This is a genomic window from Ensifer sp. Root278 (assembly GCF_001429285.1).
In the GTDB taxonomy this organism is placed as follows: Bacteria; Pseudomonadota; Alphaproteobacteria; order Rhizobiales; family Rhizobiaceae; genus Ensifer.
Genome location: NZ_LMJJ01000042.1, coordinates 1 through 19,190, shown reverse-complemented (window position 1 = coordinate 19,190; position 19,190 = coordinate 1). Strand labels below are relative to the sequence as shown.

Annotated in this window: 16 protein-coding genes; 3 read left to right on the top strand and 13 right to left on the bottom strand. The window is 63.2% G+C overall.

The features are described 5' to 3' along the window. Positions 1-101: 101 nt before the first annotated feature. From ASE60_RS27885 to ASE60_RS27860, 6 genes are all read right to left on the bottom strand, one after another. Positions 102-881, bottom strand: a complete 780-nt coding sequence (locus ASE60_RS27885; protein ID WP_057254855.1) for a 3-ketoacyl-ACP reductase — start codon at positions 879-881, stop codon at positions 102-104. Beyond that, entirely contained in the window at positions 878-2,377 is a 1,500-nt protein-coding gene (locus ASE60_RS27880) for a GMC family oxidoreductase (protein ID WP_057254854.1), read from the bottom strand. The genes ASE60_RS27885 and ASE60_RS27880 overlap by 4 nt, the downstream gene beginning before the upstream one ends. A gap of 6 nt (positions 2,378-2,383) precedes the next feature. Further along, entirely contained in the window at positions 2,384-3,496 is a 1,113-nt protein-coding gene (ugpC, locus tag ASE60_RS27875; protein ID WP_057254853.1) for a sn-glycerol-3-phosphate ABC transporter ATP-binding protein UgpC, read from the bottom strand. 4 nt (positions 3,497-3,500) lie between these two features. Continuing rightward, positions 3,501-4,382, bottom strand: a complete 882-nt coding sequence (locus ASE60_RS27870) for a carbohydrate ABC transporter permease (protein WP_057254852.1) — start codon at positions 4,380-4,382, stop codon at positions 3,501-3,503. Continuing rightward, positions 4,382-5,260, bottom strand: coding sequence for a sugar ABC transporter permease (locus ASE60_RS27865; protein ID WP_057254851.1), 879 nt, complete (start codon positions 5,258-5,260; stop codon positions 4,382-4,384). Before ASE60_RS27865 ends, ASE60_RS27870 begins: the two co-directional genes overlap by 1 nt. A gap of 172 nt (positions 5,261-5,432) precedes the next feature. After that, positions 5,433-6,677, bottom strand: a complete 1,245-nt coding sequence (locus tag ASE60_RS27860) for an ABC transporter substrate-binding protein (protein WP_057254850.1) — start codon at positions 6,675-6,677, stop codon at positions 5,433-5,435. A 303-nt stretch (positions 6,678-6,980) separates the two neighbouring features. Here ASE60_RS27860 and ASE60_RS27855 point away from each other — a divergent pair, with 303 nt between their 5' ends. Then, positions 6,981-8,045 carry a LacI family transcriptional regulator gene (locus ASE60_RS27855; RefSeq protein WP_057254849.1) on the top strand — a complete coding sequence of 355 codons (1,065 nt, stop codon included), beginning with the start codon at positions 6,981-6,983 and terminating at the stop codon, positions 8,043-8,045. Between the two features lie 102 nt (positions 8,046-8,147). On the opposite strand, the gene ASE60_RS27850 is transcribed toward ASE60_RS27855, so the two are convergent. Genes ASE60_RS27850 through ASE60_RS27830 form a run of 5 tightly spaced genes read right to left on the bottom strand, consistent with a single transcriptional unit; the run spans position 8,148 to position 14,090 of the window. Beyond that, complete coding sequence (locus tag ASE60_RS27850) at positions 8,148-9,656, bottom strand: aldehyde dehydrogenase family protein (RefSeq protein WP_057254848.1); 1,509 nt, start codon at positions 9,654-9,656, stop codon at positions 8,148-8,150. Beyond that, entirely contained in the window at positions 9,656-10,435 is a 780-nt protein-coding gene (locus tag ASE60_RS27845; RefSeq protein WP_057254847.1) for an enoyl-CoA hydratase/isomerase family protein, read from the bottom strand. Before ASE60_RS27845 ends, ASE60_RS27850 begins: the two co-directional genes overlap by 1 nt. Beyond that, complete coding sequence (locus tag ASE60_RS27840) at positions 10,428-12,047, bottom strand: acyl CoA:acetate/3-ketoacid CoA transferase (protein WP_082616160.1); 1,620 nt, start codon at positions 12,045-12,047, stop codon at positions 10,428-10,430. The genes ASE60_RS27845 and ASE60_RS27840 overlap by 8 nt, the downstream gene beginning before the upstream one ends. Before the next feature lie 4 nt (positions 12,048-12,051). After that, entirely contained in the window at positions 12,052-13,053 is a 1,002-nt protein-coding gene (locus ASE60_RS27835) for a Gfo/Idh/MocA family oxidoreductase (RefSeq protein ID WP_057254846.1), read from the bottom strand. Then, a complete protein-coding gene (locus tag ASE60_RS27830) occupies positions 13,050-14,090 on the bottom strand; it encodes a LacI family DNA-binding transcriptional regulator (RefSeq protein WP_057254845.1) in 1,041 nt (346 codons plus the stop codon). The genes ASE60_RS27835 and ASE60_RS27830 overlap by 4 nt, the downstream gene beginning before the upstream one ends. 299 nt (positions 14,091-14,389) lie before the next feature. On the opposite strand from ASE60_RS27830, the gene ASE60_RS27825 reads away from it, so the two are divergent. Beyond that, on the top strand, positions 14,390-15,562 hold the full coding sequence (locus ASE60_RS27825; RefSeq protein WP_057254844.1) for a dihydrodipicolinate synthase family protein: 1,173 nt from the start codon (positions 14,390-14,392) through the stop codon (positions 15,560-15,562). A 70-nt stretch (positions 15,563-15,632) separates the two neighbouring features. On the opposite strand, the gene ASE60_RS27820 is transcribed toward ASE60_RS27825, so the two are convergent. Both ASE60_RS27820 and ASE60_RS27815 read right to left on the bottom strand, forming a co-directional pair. Then, a complete protein-coding gene (locus ASE60_RS27820; RefSeq protein ID WP_057254843.1) occupies positions 15,633-17,696 on the bottom strand; it encodes a M3 family metallopeptidase in 2,064 nt (687 codons plus the stop codon). A gap of 105 nt (positions 17,697-17,801) precedes the next feature. Beyond that, positions 17,802-18,443: a LysE family translocator gene (locus ASE60_RS27815; protein WP_057254842.1), complete on the bottom strand. Its 642-nt coding sequence runs from the start codon at positions 18,441-18,443 to the stop codon at positions 17,802-17,804. Between the two features lie 364 nt (positions 18,444-18,807). Here ASE60_RS27815 and ASE60_RS27810 point away from each other — a divergent pair. Further along, positions 18,808-19,190: isocitrate/isopropylmalate family dehydrogenase (locus tag ASE60_RS27810; RefSeq protein WP_244495721.1), on the top strand; the 383-nt coding region annotated here is incomplete at its 3' end.

The following is a 19,190-nucleotide window of genomic DNA, read 5'->3' as shown; positions in this document are numbered from 1 at the left end:
CCTGTTTTCCTCCGCCGCCGCCATTTGGAACGTTCCAAATTTTCGACGTGATAACTCCAAACCCTGCCCGCTTGCGAGCGTCCGTAAGTCCTGCCTGTTTCCTAGAGTCGGCCGATCGAAAGGCCGCCATCCGCCTGGATGACGGAACCCGTGGCAAAGCCGAAAGTGCCGCCGGCGAGACCGGCCACCATGTTGCCGATATCCTCCGGCTCGCCCCAACGGCGCATCGGCACCAGCCCGCCATCGATCAGTGTGTCGTATTTCGCCGAGACGCCCGCGGTCATGTCGGAGCGGATGATGCCCGGCCGGATCTCGAAGACCGAGATTCCGGTATTGGCGAGCCGGAGCGCCAGACCCTGGCTGAAGGCGGCAAGCCCGGCCTTGGTCATGCAATAGTCGAGCCGCTCCGGCGAACTCATCGTCGCCGAAACCGAGGTGATGTTGATGATCGATCGCGGCGTCACATCGGCCGGATCGGTCAGCATCGACACCAGAACGGCCTGGGTGAAAAACACCGTGCCGCGCAGGTTGGTGGCGACGATCGTGTCGAAATTCTCCGGCAGCAGGTCGAGAAAGTCACCCCTGACGACCGAGGCGATGCCGGCATTGTTGACGAGGCAGCGGATCGGGCCGAGCTCGGCGCGAACGCGCTCAACGGTGGCGCCATGCCCGCCGACATCGGCAAGATTGGCCTCGATGTAGATGGCCCGGCCGCTGTCGCCCGCAAGTTCGGCAAGCGTCTGGTCCGTGGCAGTGTCTGGAGCGCCGAGACCGGTGATGGCGATGTCGAAACCGTCGCGCGCAAGCGCGCGGGCAACGCCGAGCCCGATGCCGCGGCGGCCGCCGGTGACGATGGCGACGGGACGCGTCGATGACGTCATGATCGGAACTCCTTCGCAACGATATGGTCGGCGACGCGCAGCGCCTGGGCGGCAACCGTCAGCGCCGGATTGACGGCGGCGGACGTGGGCAGAAAGGCGGCGTCGACGACGAAGAGATTGGGGTGGTCGAAGGCACGGCAATAGACGTCGAGCGGCGCGTCCTTCGGGTCGGTGCCGATTCGCACCGTGCCGCATTGGTGCGACGGCGTGCGCTTGTCGAAGGCCTGGGAAAGCACGATCGGATAGCCGGCGGCCTTGAAGTGCGCGCGCATCTTCGCTTCGAGCCCGGAAAGTGCCTCCATGTTCGAGCGCCGCCACTGCATGATGATGCCCTTGCCGTCGACCATGATACGACTTTCCGGGTTCGGCAGGTCCTCGGTCATCATGTACCAGTCGACCGCATGACCGGCCATGAAGTCGAAGGCGAAGCGTGGCCCCCAGATCGGCGCATTGGCCTTGAGGATGTCGGCATTGATCTTGCCGAGCAGCTGGACATTGCCGAGTGGCAGGCCATCCCTACCGCCGGTCAGGTAATAGTCGTTCAGCATCAGCGTCTTCTGGTAGATGCTGTCGTTGCGCCTGAACGGATTGATCGCCAGCATGGCGCTGCAATTGTGGTTCATGAAGTTGCGGCCGACCTGGTCGGAAGCGTTTGCCAGCCCCTTGCCGTCGCCGGAGCGCAGCAGGATGGCCGCCGAATTGATCGCGCCCGCCGACAGGATCACCAGCTTCGGCGACAGGCGCTTCCTCTCGCCCCTGTGGGTGTAGTGGATCGCCTCGATCCGCCCGCCCGGGCCTGCCTCCAGCGTGTCGACATGGGCTGAGGTGATCAGCTCGATATTCGGGTCCTTCAGAGCGGCCGCGAGCGATGCGGTCTCGGCATCCTTCTTGCCCTTGCCGGTATTGGGAAATCCATCCCATGGCGTGCGCCCGCCGGCGAGCCACGTCTCGATATCGACACCGAGCGGCAGCGTCGCCGGGTGCAGTCCCTGCGCCTTCAACTCGGCGCGCGCGCGGGCAATCGCCGGCTCGTCCGGTACCGGGCCGTGAGGATAGGGCGAAGCGTGGAACGGCTCGGTCGGGTCCTGGCCCAGCTCGCCGCGCACCTCGAACAATTGCTCGGCCTTGCCGTACCATGGCTCCAGTTCCTCATAGGGAAAGGGCCAGGCCGGCGAGACGCCGCCAAGGTGCTGCATCTCGGTGAAATCTTCGGCCCGGTAGCGCAGGAGCACCGCGCCGAAGAGCTTGGAATTGCCGCCGACGAAGTAGAAATTTCCCGGATTGAATTCGGTACCATCGGGCTCGCGCCACATCTCCCTGGGCCGGAAATGGCCCTTGACGAAGATCGAGCTGTAGCTGCGCGCCTCCGGCGTATCGGGCAGGCGCTCGCCGCGCTCGAGGATGGCGATGCGGGCACCGGAGCCGGCAAGCCCCGCCGCAATGGTGGAGCCGCCGATACCCGACCCGATGATGACGATGTCCGGCTGCTCCTGCATCGTTCGTTACACGATCCGCTGTTGGCTCTGCGGGTCGAAGAACACCGCCTTGTCGAGGTTGAAGGCAAGGCGCGAGGTCTGGCCTGGGGCGATGCGCGCATCGGCGCGCAGGCGGGCAACGACCTCCTTGCCGCCGAGACGGGTCACCGCGAAGGTGTCCGAACCCGCGGGCTCAACCACCTCGATCAGGCATTCGCCTTCGACGATCGCCTTGGCATTGCGGTCGGCCCCGTCAGGATCGGTCAGCGCTTCCGGACGGATGCCGAAGACGACGTCCTTGCCGGCATAGGCGGCGAGCGCGCCGTTATGCGGCACCGCCAGCTTCATCGGCTCAGCGTTCGGGCGCGCGAGCGTGACGGCAACGTCGGAACCGCTCTTTTCGATGCGCGCCGTCAACAGGTTCATCGCCGGCGAGCCCATGAAGTCGGCGACGAACATGTTGGCCGGATTGTTGTAGATCTCCGCCGGCGTTCCGAACTGCTGCAGCACGCCGTCCTTCAAGACCGCGATCTTGGTCGCTAGCGTCATCGCCTCGATCTGGTCGTGCGTGACGTAGACGATCGTCGTCTTCATGCGATGGTGCAGGCGCTTGATCTCGGTGCGCATGTCGACGCGCAGCTTGGCGTCGAGGTTGGAGAGCGGCTCGTCGAACAGGAAGACCTGCGGGTTGCGCACCAGCGCACGGCCCATGGCGACGCGCTGGCGCTGGCCGCCGGAAAGCTGGCTCGGCTTGCGGTCGAGCAGATGGCCGATCTGCAGCATGTCGGCGACCTGCTTGATCGCCTTCTCGCGCTCGTCCTTCGGCACGCCGCGGATTTCCATGCCGAAGGCGATGTTTCCGGCGACAGTCATGTTCGGATAGAGCGCGTAGGACTGGAACACCATGGCGATGTCACGCTTCGACGGATGCAGATCGGCGACCGACCGGCCGTTGATGGCGATCTCCCCCGACGTGATCGGCTCAAGGCCGGCAATCGTGTTGAGAAGCGTGGACTTGCCGCAGCCCGAGGGGCCGACGAGCACGAGGAAACCACCCTTTTCAATCTCCAGGTTGATGTCCTTCAGGATCTCGAGCGAGCCATAGGATTTGCGCAGGTTGCTGATTTTCAAGAAAGACATGAGCTTATCCTTTCACGGCGCCCGACATCAGCCCGCGAACGAAGTAGCGGCCGGACACGATGTAGACGATGAGCGTTGGCAGGGCGGCAAGGATCGCGCCTGCGAAGTGAACGTTGTATTCCTTGACCCCGGTCGAGGACGAAACGAGGTTGTTGAGCGCGACCGTCATCGGCGTCGAATAGGGGCCGGAGAAAGACGCACCGAACAGGAAGTCGTTCCAGATGTTGGTGAACTGCCAGATGACCGAAACGACGATGATTGGGCCGGACGACGGCAGGAGGATGCGCCAGAAGATCTGGAAGAAGCTGGCGCCATCGATCTGCGCCGCGCGCACCAGTTCCGTCGGAAACGCCTCGTAGTAGTTGCGGAAGTAAAGCGTCGTGAAGCCCAGGCCGTAGATCACATGGACGAAGATCAGGCCCCAGATCGAACCGGCGAGCCCCAGGATACCGAGGATGCGCGCCATCGGGATCAGCACGATCTGGAACGGGATGAAGCAGGACAAGAGCAGCATGCCGAAGAAGATGTTGGCACCGGGAAAGCGCCACTTCGTCAGCACGTAGCCATTGAGCGCGCCGATGATCGTCGAGATCGCCACGGCCGGCACCACCATCAGGATCGAGTTGATGAAGAAGGGTTTCAGGCCGGTCGGCTGCACACCGATCTGCGCCGTCGACCAGGCCTGAAGCCAGGGCTCGATGGTAAAGGTTTGCGGCAGGTTGAGCATGCCGCCCTGGCGGATCTCATCGAGCGGCTTCACCGAATTCACCAGCATCACATAGAGCGGCAGCAGCGAATAGAGCGCGAAAAGGATCAGTGCGGTATAGATCAGCGCACGGGTGAGGCGGTTGTGCGAGATGATGTTGTCTGGGCTCGGAGCGCTCATCAGCGTTTTGCTCCCCGGATTTCGGAATAGAGGTACGGCACGATGATCGAGAAGATCATCACCAGCATGATGATCGCCGAGGACGCGCCGATGCCCATCTGGTTGCGGGTGAAGGTGTAGGAATACATGAAGGTCGCCGGCAGTTCGGTCGCCTGCCCCGGGCCGCCGCCGGTCAAGGCGATGATCAGGTCGTAGGCCTTGATCGCCAGGTGCGCGAGCACCACGAAGGCCGACAGGAACACCGGCCGCATCAAGGGAATGATGATCCGGCGATAGATCGTCGAGGTCTTGGCGCCGTCGATCTGTGCTGCCTTGATAATCTCGTTGTCGACGCCGCGAAGGCCGGCCAGGAACATCGCCATGATGAAGCCGGTCGACTGCCAGACCGCGGCAATCACGACGCAGTAGATCGCGTAGTTGCGGTCCTTGATCCAGTTGAAGGAGAAGCTCTCCCAGCCCCAGAGATGCATGGTGTTTTCAAGACCGATGCCAGGATCGAGGAACCACTTCCAGGCCGTTCCCGTCACGATGAACGAGAGCGCCATCGGATAGAGGTAGATCGGCCGCAGGAAACCTTCGGCCCGGATCTTCTGGTCGAGCAGGATTGCCAGCCCGAGACCGAGCACGGAGCAGATGGCGATATAGAGCGCGGCGAAGATCGCCAGGTTGCTCACCGCCCGCCACCAGTGCGGCAGCGCCCACAGTTTCGCGTAATTGCTGAACCCGACGAAATTGTAGGACGGCAGCATCTTGCTGTCCGTCATCGACAAGAAGCCGGTATAGGCAATGAAGCCATAGACAAAGATCAGGACGATAAGGAAGCTCGGGGCAAGGACCAGCTTCGGTATCAGGTCCTGCAGGCGGCTGCGGCTATCCATGAACGTTCACCACTTCTGGCGCGGCCGTCGGGAAATCCCTGATATCGGCATCCGCGCGAGGTTCTGGGTATCGAAGCGCCCTTCCCCGCGTCCTATTGGCCACGGCGGTACGACGACGCTTGCATGTCGGAATGGGTGTCCGGGGCGCTTTGAGCGCCCCGGAACGAGCCCGTTACTTCGCGGCCTCGACCGCTGTGACCAGTTCCTTGACGGCCTCTTCGGACGTCAGTTCGCCGTTGAACTCACGCGTCACGACGTCGTAGATCGCGTTCTTGACGGCAGCCGGGTTGGCATGGCCATGCGCCATGGAACCGAAAAGCTTGCCGTTGCTGTTGGCTTCGGCGAGGTCCTTGATGCCCTTCTTGCCGCAAGCGTCGAAGTCCGTGTCCGGAACGTCGGTGCGGGCCGGGACCGAACCCTTGACGACGTTGAAGGCCGACTGGAAGGTCGGGCTTTCGATGGCCGAAGCCATGGCGAGCTGCGCCGGAACCTTGTCGTCAGCAACCTTGAACATCGCGAACTGGTCGGAGTTGAAGGTGACCGAGCCTTGCGTGCCCGGGAAGCGCATGCAGACGAAATCGGTGCCAGGCACCTTCTTGGCCTTCAGGAACTCGCCCTTCGCCCAGTCGCCCATGAACTGCAGGCCGGCCTTGTTCTCGATGACCATGGCGGAAGCGAGGTTCCAGTCGCGACCGGAGAAGTTGTCGTCGACATAGGAGCGCAGCTTCGTCATGCGATCGAAGGCTTCCTTCATCTTGTCGCCGCCGAGCGCTGCCGGGTCGAGATCGATGAAGGCCTGCTTGTAGAAGTCGGTGCCGAGCGAAAGCACGACGGCGTCGAAAATCGTCGCATCCTGCCAGGGCTGGCCGCCATGAGCAATCGGGGTGATCCCTTGAGCCTTGAAGTTGTCGAGCAGAGCGATCAGCTCGTCCCAATTGGCCGGCTCCTTGCCGCCAGCCTTGTCGAGTGCGGCCTTGTTGATCCAGACCCAGTTGGTCGAATGCACGTTGACCGGAGCTGCGATCCAGTGGCCGTCATACTTCGAGAACTGCTGCAGGGCGGTCGGAACGACCTTGTCCCAGCCTTCCTTGGCAGCCGTCTCGTCGAGGTTGCCGAGCGCGCCTTCCTTGGCCCAGTCGAGAATGTCGAAGCCGAGCATCTGCACGGCGGTCGGAGCGTTGCCCGCGGTGACGCGAGCGCGCAGGACGGTCATGGCTTCCGTGCCGCCACCGCCGGCAACCGGCATGTCGGTCCAGGTGATGCCCTTGCTTTCCAGATCCTTCTTCAGAACGTCGAGCGCGGCAGCTTCGCCACCGGATGTCCACCAGTGCAGAACTTCCACATTCTCGGCTGCGCGCGCGGCGGTGGCCGCCATCATCAGCGCCACAACGGCCGTCGTCGTCATCAACTTGCGCATCGTTATCCTCCCGTTTGCAAGTTTTCGAAGTGGAACCTCCTTCCACCCCGGAATTCGCGCCGCTCTAGCCAGCGGCTGGCCATTTAAAACGTTATAAATTCAGCAAGTCAAGCATTGCGCCATTTTGTATTTTAGCACCTTCAGAACCGATTGAATTTGCTGAATTATATAGCACATATTGGCTTTTGCAGTGCAGCAAACCATGCCGCGATGCGAGATTTAAAACGTTTTCATGATTCGATTGCCTAAGCGTTCGCACCACGTTACAAAACCCGCTCTCGCCCGCTCTCAGGATGACTTGCATTGGCCGATCCCTCCAAGCCCGCCCATCGCGAAGACGGTGGCTCCACCGCCAAGCGCGGCAAGCCGACCCTTCGCACGATCGCGGAAATCACCGGCCTTGCGGTCACCACCGTATCCCGCGCGCTTTCCGATGCGCCGCAGATTTCGCTCGATACCCGCAAGCGGGTGCGCGAGGTCGCCGATGAGATCGGCTACTCGCCCGACCGCGCCGCCCAGCGCCTGAAGACCGGCCGCACCAATGTCATCGGCGTGCTGCTCGACCCGCATGAGGAAATCCTGGGCTACGGCACGTCGATCATGAGCGGCATCGCCAAGGCGCTGCAGGGCACGGCGTTTCACCTGATCGTCATGCCGAACTTCCTGAATTCGACCAATGTCGAGGCGGTCAACTACATCACCCGCAACGGCATGGCCGACGGCCTGATCTTCTCGCGCACGGAACCGCTCGATCCCCGCGTCCGGCTGCTGTCGGATCTCGGCTTTCCCTTCGTCACCCATGGGCGCACTGAGCTTTCCACCCCGCATCCCTATGTCGACTACGACAACTTCACCTTTTCCTACCAGGCGACGAAACGCCTGATCGCCAAGGGCAGGCGCAAGCCGGCTCTCATCAGCGGTCCCGCCGGTTTCACCTTCGCCGGTCATCTGCAGCATGGCTTCATGACCGCCGTGCGCGAGGCCGGCTGCGCCTATGAGATCCTCACCGGCATCGACCTTGATAGCCCCGCCGGCGCGATCCGCGACCGTATCCGGCAGCGCTACGCCGAGCCCGGTCCGCCGGACAGTTTCATGTGCGGCGGGGAGGTCTGCGCGCTCGCAACCATCACCGGCATGAGCGATTGCGGGCTGACGCTTGGCCGCGAATACGACATCGTCGCCAAGCAGACCTCGCATCTGCTGAGCGCCATCCAGCCGCAGGTCGAGACGATCTACGAAGACCTGACGGCAACCGGCGAGGACATGGGCCAGGTGCTCCTGCAGAAGATCGGCGGCGAAAGCGACGTCAGTAAGCTGCAACTGTTGCTCTGTCCGCAGATCCCCGCGAGTTTCAGCACGGCGGGCTGAGCGGGCGGAAAAGATGCGCAAGGCCGCGTCGCGTGACGCTGCCTCCTGCCGCCTCTGATCTCCGCCCTCGATCCGCATGTCTTCTCCTCCCTCAGCAGCGCCTTAACGCGGCATCCACCAGCCGGTGCGCGGCCCCATATGCATGTTGAGCGTCTTGGTCTCGGTGTAATCCTCGACCGAATGTCGGCCGAGCTCGCGGCCGAGGCCGGACTGGCGGTAACCGCCGAAGGGCAGCTCGGACGCGCCATCCATGAAGGTATTCATCCAGATGGTGCCGGCGCGCACGCGGCGGCCGATCATCAGGCAGGTGTCGAAGTCGCGGCTCCAGACGCCGGCCGAAAGACCGTAGTCGATCGCATTGGCGATGCTGATCGCTTCCTCGGTCGTCTCGAAGGTCAATACCGAAAGAACCGGGCCGAACACTTCCTCGCGCGCCACCGCCATGTCGGGGCGCACGGCCGAGAGGATCGTCGGCGCCATGAACTGACCCATGCCGAGATCGAGGGCCGTGCCGCCATGCGCGACCGCAGCGCCATCCTTGGATGCAGCAGAAACATAGCCGGCAATCTTTTCCAGATGCTGCGGCGTGATGATCGCGCCGACCTGGGTTTCCGGATCCAGCGGATCGCCGACCTTGACCTTGGCCGAAAGCTCGGCGATCCGCCGCGTCACCTCGTCGGCGATATCGCGATGCAGGATCAGACGCGAGCCGGCATTGCAGCATTCGCCGGCATTGAAATAGGCGCCGAAGACGGCCGCATCGATGAATTCGTCGAGATTGGCGTCGGGGAAGACGATCTGCGGGTTCTTGCCGCCGAGTTCCAGCGACACCTTCTTCAGCGTCTGTGCGGCATTGGCCATGGTCAGGCGACCAACGCCGGTCGAACCGGTGAAGGACACCATGTCCACATCCGGATGCGTCGTCATCGGCGCGCCGACCTCCGGCCCCGTGCCGGTGATGATGTTGACGACGCCAGCAGGGACGCCAGCCGCTTCGAGGATTTCGCCGAGCAGCAGCGTCGAAGCCGAGGTCAGTTCGGACGGCTTGACCACCGTGGTGCAGCCCGCCGCCAAGGCGAAGGGCAGCTTCTGGCTGACGATCAGGAACGGGAAGTTCCAGGGCGTGATGATCGAGACGACGCCAATCGCTTCGCGCAGCACGACACCAAGCGTGCCATCGCCGAGCGTGTTGTAGCTTTCGCCATGCAGATCGCGGGCAAGGGCCGCGGCATAGCGCCAGATATCGGCCGCGCCGCCAAGCTCGCCCTTGGCCTGGCTGATCGGCTTGCCGGATTCGATCGCGTCGAGATAGGCGAGTTCATCGGCCCGTTCCGCGATGATGTCGGCGGCCCGCAGCAACACCAGCGAGCGCTGGGAAGCGGTCATGCGCGGCCAGGCGCCTTCGTCGAAAGCACGGCGAGCCGCGGCGATCGCCTTTTCGGCGTCGGCCTTGGTGCCCGCTTGGTAGCGGCTGACGACGACGCCATGGCCCGGCGACACGCGCTCGATCATGCGCCGCTCGGCGCTGTCCACCCATTTGCCGTCGATCAGCATCTGGAAGGCGCGGACCTTGTGGTCGCCAAGCGCCTTGGGTTTCACGAGCACGGTCATTACCATTCTCCCTTGAATTGGGCTTCACGCTTTTCGGAAAAGGCGGCAACGCCTTCCTTGAGATCACCGGTCTTGGCGACGAGGATCGAGCCGAGAGCCTCGACCGCCGAGCCATTGTCTTCGCCATTCGCCGAAGCGATCATCAGTTTCGAGATTTCGAGCGCCGCCGGGCCGCGCTTCGCAACACGCGCCGCGTAGTCGCGGGCGGCGGCAAGGACCGTGCCGGTCTCGACGACGGCATCGACCAAACCTTCCTTGAGCGCAGTCTCGGCAGTGAACATCTCGCCACCCAGCACCATGCGCCGCACGATCTGGGCACCGAAGCGCGAGACCAGGCGCTGCGTGCCCGACCAACCGGGAACCATGCCGAGGCTCGTTTCCGGCAGACCGATCTTGATCTGCGCCTCGGCCAGGCGGATGTCGGCCGCGGCCGCAAGCTCCAGCCCGCCTCCGAGCGCGTGGCCGTTGAGCGCGGCGATCACAGGCATGCGCAACGTCGCCAGCCGCTCGAACACACGATGGCCGAAGCGCACCCAGTCATGACCGAATGCGGGCGCATCCATGCCGCCCCAGGCCTTGATGTCGCCGCCGGCCGAAAACGCCTTGCCCTCACCGGTGAGGATGACAACGCGGATGTTGCGGTCGGCCTCTACCGTATCGCAGGCGGCGGCCAGGGCCTTCAGCATGTCGATGTCGAAGGCGTTGAGCTTTTCCGGGCGGGCGACCGTCATGGTCGCGATCGCGCCTTCTATCTCAATTCGGATGCGCCCCTCAGCCATGGTGGCCTCCGTCGAGCCGACGCTGCGCCTTTTTCGGCAGCTCAAGCCCGATCAGTGCGTCCTGGAAGAGGGCAGCATCCATCGTTTTCAGCTGATTGGACACGATCAGCGGAAACTCCGACTGATCAAGAATATGGGTCTGCAGATCGACGCCCGGCGCGATCTCCGTCAGCATGACGCCCTCAGGCGTCAGCTTCATCACGCAGCGCTCGGTCACATAGGTGATGTCCTGGCCTTGCTCGATGCCGCGACGGCCGGAGAAGGTGACGTGTTCGACCTCGTTGACCAGCTTCTTCAGCTTGCCTTCCTTCTCGATCACCAGCTTGCCATCGCCGATCGAAAGCTTGGCGCCGGCATTGAACATGCCGGAAAAGACGATCTTCTTCGCCCGCGCCGTGATGTCGACGAAGCCGCCGGCGCCGGCCGTCACATGCGGACGGAACGAGAGCTTTGAGACATTGACCGAGCCGTGACGGTCGATCTCGAGGAAGGAGAGCAGCGACGCGTCGAAGCCGGCACCCTGGAAATAGGTGAACTGGTAGGGCGAAGGCATGAAGGCATCAGCGTTCGAGGCGCAGCCGAAAGCGAAATCGAGAAGCGGCACGCCGCCGACGGCGCCCTGCTCGATCACCCAGGTGACCGCGCCATGCAAGCCTTCTTCAAGCAGGATGCGCGGCACGTTGGCCGAGATGCCGAAACCGAGATTGACGGCGCTGCCGACCTCAAGCTCCTGCGCCACGCGGCGGGCGATCACCTTCTGGATATTGAATTCCGGCACGCGGAAACTGTCGAGCGGCCGGAAGATCTCGCCCGAGATCGCCGGATCGTAAAGCGTCTGGGTCGTCTGCTTCTGGTCCGGGTCGACGATGACATAGTCCACGAGGACACCCGGCACCCGCACGTCGTGCGGCTTCAACGAGCCTTCCTTGGTGATGCGCTTGACCTGGGCAATAACAATGCCGCCATTGTTGCGGGCGGCGAGCGCCTGATCGAGGCCGCCGAGATAAGCGCCCTCGTGTTCATAGGTGAGGTTGCCGCGCTCGTCCGCGGTCGTCGCGCGGATGATGGCCACCTGCGGCGCAATCGCCTTGAAATACAGCCAGTCCTCGCCCTCGAACGAGACCTTCTTGACCACCGGCTTGGCGGCCGCCGAAGCATTCATCGCGCAGCCCTCGCGCGACGGGTCGACAAAGGTGTCGAGGCCGACCTTGGTCATGACGCCCGGCCGCTTGGCGGCCGCCTCGCGGTGCATATCGAAGAGGATGCCGGAGGGAATGTTGTAGGCGGCCACCTCGTTGGCACCAATCATCTGCCAGATCAGCGGCGGTTCCGCACTCGACGGGCCGGAGGGATAGGAGCCGCCGATGATCTTCTTCAGGAGGCCCTTCTTCGCGATGTAGTCGACACCTTTGATGCCGCTCATGTCGCCGGCGGCGATCGGGTGCAGTGTCGTGAGATCGCGCGGATGACCGGTCGCCTCGAAGCGCTCACCGATCGCCTTCAGCATCAGGTCGGGGCAGCCGAGTCCGCTGGACGACGAGACGGAAACCACCGCACCATCCGGGATCAGGGCGGCCGCTTCGGCCGGCGAGATATGCTTGTTCATCGACATGAGTTCAAAGTCCCGTTTCGATCGCCACCGCCTGGCCGGTCGCAGCCGCCTTGACCACGGCAAGACCCGTCGCCAGCGACCACACGCCGTCTTCACCCGTGGCCGAAGGACGGCCTTCGCCCTTGACTGCGGCGTGGAAGGCGGAAAGTGCGGTTTCGTAGAGGTTGCGATGGTCGAGCGACAGCTCGGTCTCACCATCGGCATTGCGCAGCGTCACGGTTCCGACCGGTCGCTGGGTCATGACCTTGCGGCCGATCAGCGAGCCCTCGGTTCCATGCACCTCGAGGCCGGTATCGGCGAACCTGGTGGTAAAGGCGTCATGGAACTGGGCGATGACGCCGGAGCGGAAGTGCAGCACGCCCATGACGCCGTCTTCCAGGCCTTCCTTGCCCATGCCGGCGCTGTGGCTGATGGCGACCGCTTCGATCGGGTCGTCGTCGAGCACGTAGCGCAGCGTATCGACATCATGCACGGTGATGTCGAGAATGACGCCGCCGCCGGCTTCCGGCCTGTCGAGCCGCCAGCCCTGGAGGTGCGGTGGCAGATAGACGGCATGGAAGACGCGTGCCGCAATCGGCCTGCCGATTCGGCCCGCGGCGATCGCTTCACGCATGACGCGATGGGGGGCGGCATTGCGCAGATGGTGGTTGGTGGCGAGCACGACGCCCGCCTCACACGCCTTCAGCACCATCTCGCAGCCATCATTGAGGTTCATCGCCAGCGGCTTTTCGCAAAGCACGTGTTTGCCGGCAGCGATCGCCGCCAGCGTCTGTTCGCGATGCAATTCGTTGGTGGTCGAGACATAGACCGCATCGACGTCGGGATCACCGACCAGTTCAGCAACTGACGTCACCGACTTCGGAATGCCGTTTTCCTCGGCATAGGCAGCGCCGCGCTCGGCATTGGTGCTCATGACCGAGACGACCTCGCCACCGGCGGCGCGGATCGCGCCAATCACCCATTCGCGCGCAATCGTGCTTGCGCCGATCAGACCCCACCGCGTCATGCCAAAACCTCCCTTTTTCTCTCCACCGCAGCGCCGCAGCTCTGGCGAACGACGAGGCGCACCGAACTGACGATCGCTTCGGGTTCCGCCTTGCCGGCCTTGATCTGCTTCAGCAGCAGTTCGGCGGCCCGCTGACCCATGCCCTGCGGATCGACGGAAACCGTCGTCAGTGCCGGCACGGCGGTCTTCGCCTCGATCACGTCGTCGAAGCCGATGACGGCGAAATCGGCGCCTGGCTCCAGCCGCCGCGCCCTGAGGCCATCGCAGACGCCAAAGGCGACCGCATCGTTGAAGCAGAGCGCCGCCGTCGGCCGGTCGGCGAGCATCATTGCCTGTTCCACCGCCGTTACCCCGCCGGCGCGCGACGGCGCCGAACCGATGATCAACGCATCGGAGCCTGCAATACCGGTCTCGATGAGAGCATCGCGGTAGCCGCGCATGCGCGCCTCGAAGACGGCAGTATCGGGAAAGCCGCCGAGAAAGGCGATGCGCTGGTGGCCACGCTCGATCAGGTGACGCACGGCCGCCATGGCACCGGCGTGATTGTCGGATATCAATGAAGAAACGTCGGCGCCGGCAATGTCGCGCACGACAAGCACGACGGGAATGCCGCTATCGACCAGAGGCGCGAGATCGGCAACTTCCGTGCCGCGCGCCGGAGAGACGATCAGGCCGGAGACGCCGTGCTCACGCATCGACGCCACCACTTCGCGCTGACGCTCGATCTTTTCACCGGTGTTGGCAAGGAACTGCACGAAGCCAGCCGACTGCACGACGGCATCGACACCGACGGCCAGCTCCGCAAAGAAGCTGTTGGTGAGATCGTTGACGACGATGCCGATGATCTTGGACTTCGCCTGGCGAAGATTGGCAGCTCCACGGTTGTAGACGTAGCCGAGATCGCGGATCGCGGCATTCACCTTGGCGCGCGTCGCCTCGTTGACGAGCGAGCTGCCCTGCAGAACGAGCGACACGGTCGACTTGGACACGCCGGCGGCGTGCGCAATATCGATGACCGTCACCCTTTCCTTGACCACAGCATCCTCCCGAATTCTCGTACCTGCTTTTCTCTTTCATAATTGGAACGTTCCAATTTCGTCAAGAGATGATTGATCACTTTTTTCTGGACCAACGACTCTTCTAGCGATCAATCGGCATTAAATGCCAGTGATACTGGCGCCTTCCTGATGACATAAATCCATACAAAACAACGATGTAATCACACGTGAGCCGCTACCGATAACACTGTTGGCGAATTCCCAAAAACAATGCCACTTGCCATTTGGAACGATCCAAAGTATTTCAACACAAACTTCCGCGGAGGAGACCTACCCCGATGACAAGCCTGACGCTGCCGCACCAAGACGGCTCGCTCGAACACTACCGCCTGACGGGAACCCCGATCGAACGGCCGCAGACGCCGCCGACCTTCAACCGCATCGCCTATGCGGCCGCCCATGTGGTCTCGGATCCTCTCCGGGATCTCGATCCCTGGGGCAATCCGGCGATCGACTGGGGGGCGACGATGGCGTTTCGCCACCATCTCTGGAGCCTTGGCTTCAAGATCGCCGAGGCGATGGACACCGCCCAACGCGGTATGGGCCTTGCCTGGCCGGGCGCGCAGGAACTGATCCGCCGCTCGCTTGCGGACGCGCGGCAGGTTCCGGGCGCCGATCTTGCCTGCGGTGCCGGCACCGACCACCTGGCGCCGACCGATGCGCGATCGCTGGACGACGTGATTGCCGCCTACGAAGAGCAGGTCGGCTTCGTCGAAGGCGAGGGGGGCAGGGCGATCATGATGGCAAGCCGCGCACTCGCCCGCGTTGCCCGCTCCGCCGACGACTATCGCCATGTCTATGGGCGCATCCTCGGCCAGACCCGACACAAGGTCGTGCTGCACTGGCTCGGCGACATGTTCGACCCGCAACTTCGGGGTTACTGGGGCTCTGAGGACTTCGACCAGGCGCTCGATACCGTGCTCTCGATCATCGAAGCCAACCGCGACAAGGTCGAAGGCATCAAGATCTCGCTGCTCGACAACGCCAGGGAAGTGGCGCTACGCAACCGCCTGCCGGACGGCGTGCTCTGCTTTACCGGCGACGATTTCAACTATGCGGAACTGATCGAAGGCGACGGCACGAAGTTTAGCCACGCCCTGCTCGGCATTTTCGATGCGGTGGCACCCTCCGCCTCCAAGGCGCTCGCAGCACTCGCCAAGAGTGACCTCGCCACCTTCCGCGGCGTGATCGAGCCGACCGTGCCGTTGTCACGCAAGATCTTCGAGGCGCCTACGCAATACTACAAGGCCGGGGTCGTTTTCCTTGCCTGGCTGAACGGGCACCAGCGCCACTTCACCATGCCCGCCGGCATGCAGTCCGCCCGCGGGGCGCTGCACTATGCCGACATCTTCCGTCTCGCCGACCGCGCCAATGTGCTCGATCGGCCGGAACTGGCGGCGCAACGGATGCAAAGCCTGCTATCGACATTTGGCGTCGAGCAGAGCGCTTGAGCAGAATGCTAAAACGGCGCCCGAGGGCGCCGTTCCAATATCCAGCCAACCGGGCAGGTTTCAGGACACCTCAGGCCGCCAGGCCCTTCTTTGCCAGCATCGCATCCGGGCTCGGCAGCTTGCCGCGGAACGCCTTGTAAGCATCCTCCGGATCGATCGAGCCGCCGACCGAATAGATATTGTCCTTGAGGCGGGCGGCCATCGCCGGATCGAAGGCATTGCCGGTTTCCTCGAAGGCCGCGAAGGCGTCGGCGTCGAGCACTTCCGACCACATGTAGGAATAGTAGCCTGCCGAATAGCCGTCGCCCGAGAAGACGTGCAGGAAATGTGGGCTGCGGTGGCGCATGACGATGGATTTCGGCATGCCGATCTCATCGAGCTTCTTTGCTTCGAGCGCCATCGGCTCCGCCGTCTCCTCGGCCGTGTGGTAGGCCATGTCGACCAGAGCAGAAGAAGTGAACTCGACGGTGGCGAAGCCGGAGTTAAACGTCCGGGCGGCGAGCACCTTGTCAAGCAGCGCCTGCGGCATCGGCTCGCCGGTCTGGTAATGCACTGCGTAGCGCTTGAGGATCTCCGGCACCGTCAGCCAATGTTCGTAGAGCTGCGACGGCAGCTCGACGAAATCGCGCGACACACCGGTACCCGAAACGGACGGATAGGTGACGTTGGATAGCATGCCATGCAAGGCATGGCCAAACTCGTGGAAGAGCGTGCGGGCATCGTCGAGCGACAGCAGTGCCGGCTTGCCCTCGGCGGGTTTGGCAAAATTGCAGACGTTATAAATGATCGGCAGTTCGCCTTCGGCGCCGCTCTTCAGTTTCAGCTTGTGCTGCGACTGGAACGAGCTCATCCAGGCGCCGGAACGCTTCGACGACCGGGCGAAATAATCGCCGAGGAAGAGGGCCACCAGCTTGCCGGACGCGTCCTTGATCTCGAAGACCCGCACGTCAGGATGATAGGCGGCGATGCCTTTCTTCTCCGTCGCGGTGATGCCGAACAGGCGCTTGGCAACGTCGAAGCAAGCTTCGATGATCTTTTCGAGCTGCAGGTAAGGCTTGAGTTCGCCTTCGGAGAAATTGAACTTCTCGGCCCGGAGCTTTTCGGCATAATGGCGCCAGTCCCAGGGCATGACGTCGTGATTGCGACCCTCGCCGGCAACGAGCCGGGCAAGCTCCGCCTCTTCCTCGTGGGCGCGGGCAACGGCCTTTTCCCAGACCTGCATCAGGAGACCGTTCACTGCGGCCGGCGTCTTCGCCATGGTGTCGTCGAGCTTCAGCGACGCGAAGTTTTCATAGCCGAGCAGCTTCGCCTTTTCCGCGCGCAGCGCCAGCATCTCGGCGATCAGCCCGCGATTGTCGGTGTCGCCGCCGTTTTCGCCTCGCGCGACCCAGGCGCGGAAGGCCTGTTCACGGAGCTCGCGATTTTCCGAGAAGGTCAGGAACGGTTCGATGATCGAGCGCGACAGGGTAACCGCGTATTTTCCCTTCTGGCCACGGTCCTCGGCCACTGCCGCCATGGCGTCGCGAAGGAAGTCCGGCACACCGGCGAGCTGTTCCTCGCTTTCGAGGAACAGAACCCAGATCTTCTCGTCGGCAAGCACGTTCTGCCCGAACTTCGCGCCGATGCCGGCGAGCTTTTCGTTGATCGCGGCCAGCCGCTCCTGCTCGGGTTTTGCGAGCTTGGCGCCGGATTTGACGAAACCCTTCCAGTGCCGCTCGAGCACACGGGTCGCTTCAAGATCAAGCCCCAGGGACTGGCGGCCTTCCCACAGCGTGTCGATGCGCCTGAACAGCGCGGCATTCATGCCGATCTTGGAATAGTGCCGCGACATCTTTGGGGCGATGTCGCGCTCCAGCGCCTGAATCGTTTCGTTGGTGTCGGCCCCGGCCTTATTCCAGAAGATGGAGGACACGCGCGAAAGTGCATCGCCAGCGATTTCGAGTGCAACGATGGTATTCTCGAAGGTCGGAGCGGCCGAATTTTCGGCAATCGCGTCAATCTCCGCTTCGTGCTCCCGGAAGGCCGCTTCGAACGCCGGCGCGAAATCCTCGTCCTTCACCAGATCGAAACGCGGCAGGCCCTCGTGGCCTGACCATGATGTGAGCGCGGGGTTGAGCGGGGTGCTGGTGGTCATCAGAAATCCTTTCGCATGCGGTCCGGCTTAGGTCCGGGGAGGGGGCCGGCTACCTCCGACATGAGGAAGCGGCGAAAATGAAGGTGGTTGCCGGCAGGGATACCGTCAAGGTTTGCGCAGCCCGAGAAGTCCCGGCGCTGCGTGCCAGACGGCTTGAGCGGCGAAGCCCATGAACAGGAGACCGGAGAGCCTGACGATTGCCAATTCGTGCCGTCGGTAGAAACGCCGCACCACAGAGGTGCCGATGATGACGATCAGGATCAGGTCGGCAACAAGAAAGCCGATGAGCGAGACGCCAAGCAGCGCCGGAAGCGCGTTGAACTCAAGCGCGTTCGCCGAGCTGGCAAGCAGCGCCGTGAAAGTTGCGAGCGCCACCGGATATCCCTTGGGATTGGTGAGCCCAAAGATCAGGCCGCGCCGCAGCGGACGCTCGACGGTCAGGAGTGCCCGGTTCTCGCCCGCCGGCCTCGCACGGAGTGCCGTCCAGCCGATCCAGCCGAGATAGACGCCGCAAAAGAGGCCGAGAATATCGAAGATCGTGCTACCGACCGAACGCGCGCCAACGATGGCAACCAGCGCCAGGGTCGACCAGAGAACGTCACCCGCCAGGTGCCCGCCCATGAACAAGGCGCCTGCCTTGCGCCCCTGTCCGGCGCCGATACCGAGCAACGCCAGAAACGCCGGTCCGGGAATAAGGACATAGGAAAGGGCGGCGAGAAAGGCTCCGATCAGCAGCGTCTCGGACATGGCGGGTTCCCGGTTGTGTTGCCCGCATTCGATCCGGAGGCACCGATTCAGTCAAGAGGAAAGCTAAGCCAGCTATATGACGACGCGGGTGACCGCTTGCCAGCAAAGGTTAAATTCTTGGCCGTGGCGCGGATATGTGTGGCGACTGCATGGACGAACTTGCGCATGCTTTTCTCCTAGGAGGATCGATGGCCGGGCAAGATGCGCGGCCTCGAAAAGAGCATCCCACTTCCTCGGTAGAGCAGCTGTTCCGCCGGGAACGTGCCGCTCGCAGCCGCGCACAAATCTTTCGTCGCGGCGATTTCCCTCGATACGAAGTTGCGCTAGAACGCGGCCGAGTTTTCCCCCGCGAGAAGGACTATCCATGACTGTGCGCAACCTCTTCCTTCTGCCCGGCGACGGCATCGGCCCGGAAGCCATGGCGGAAGTCCGCAAAATCATCGCCTACATGAATGCCGAGCTTGGTGCCGGCTTCGTGACCGACGAGGGCCTGGTCGGCGGTTCGGCCTATGACGCCCATGGCCAGGCGATCTCGGAAGCGGACATGAAGAAGGCGCTGACCGCCGATGCGGTGCTGTTCGGCGCCGTCGGCGGTCCGAAGTGGGATGCGGTGCCCTACGAGGTGCGTCCGGAAGCCGGGTTGCTGCGTCTGCGCAAGGATCTCGAACTGTTCGCCAACCTGCGCCCGGCGATCTGCTATCCGGCACTGGCCGCCGCCTCGTCGCTGAAGCCCGAGCTGGTCGAAGG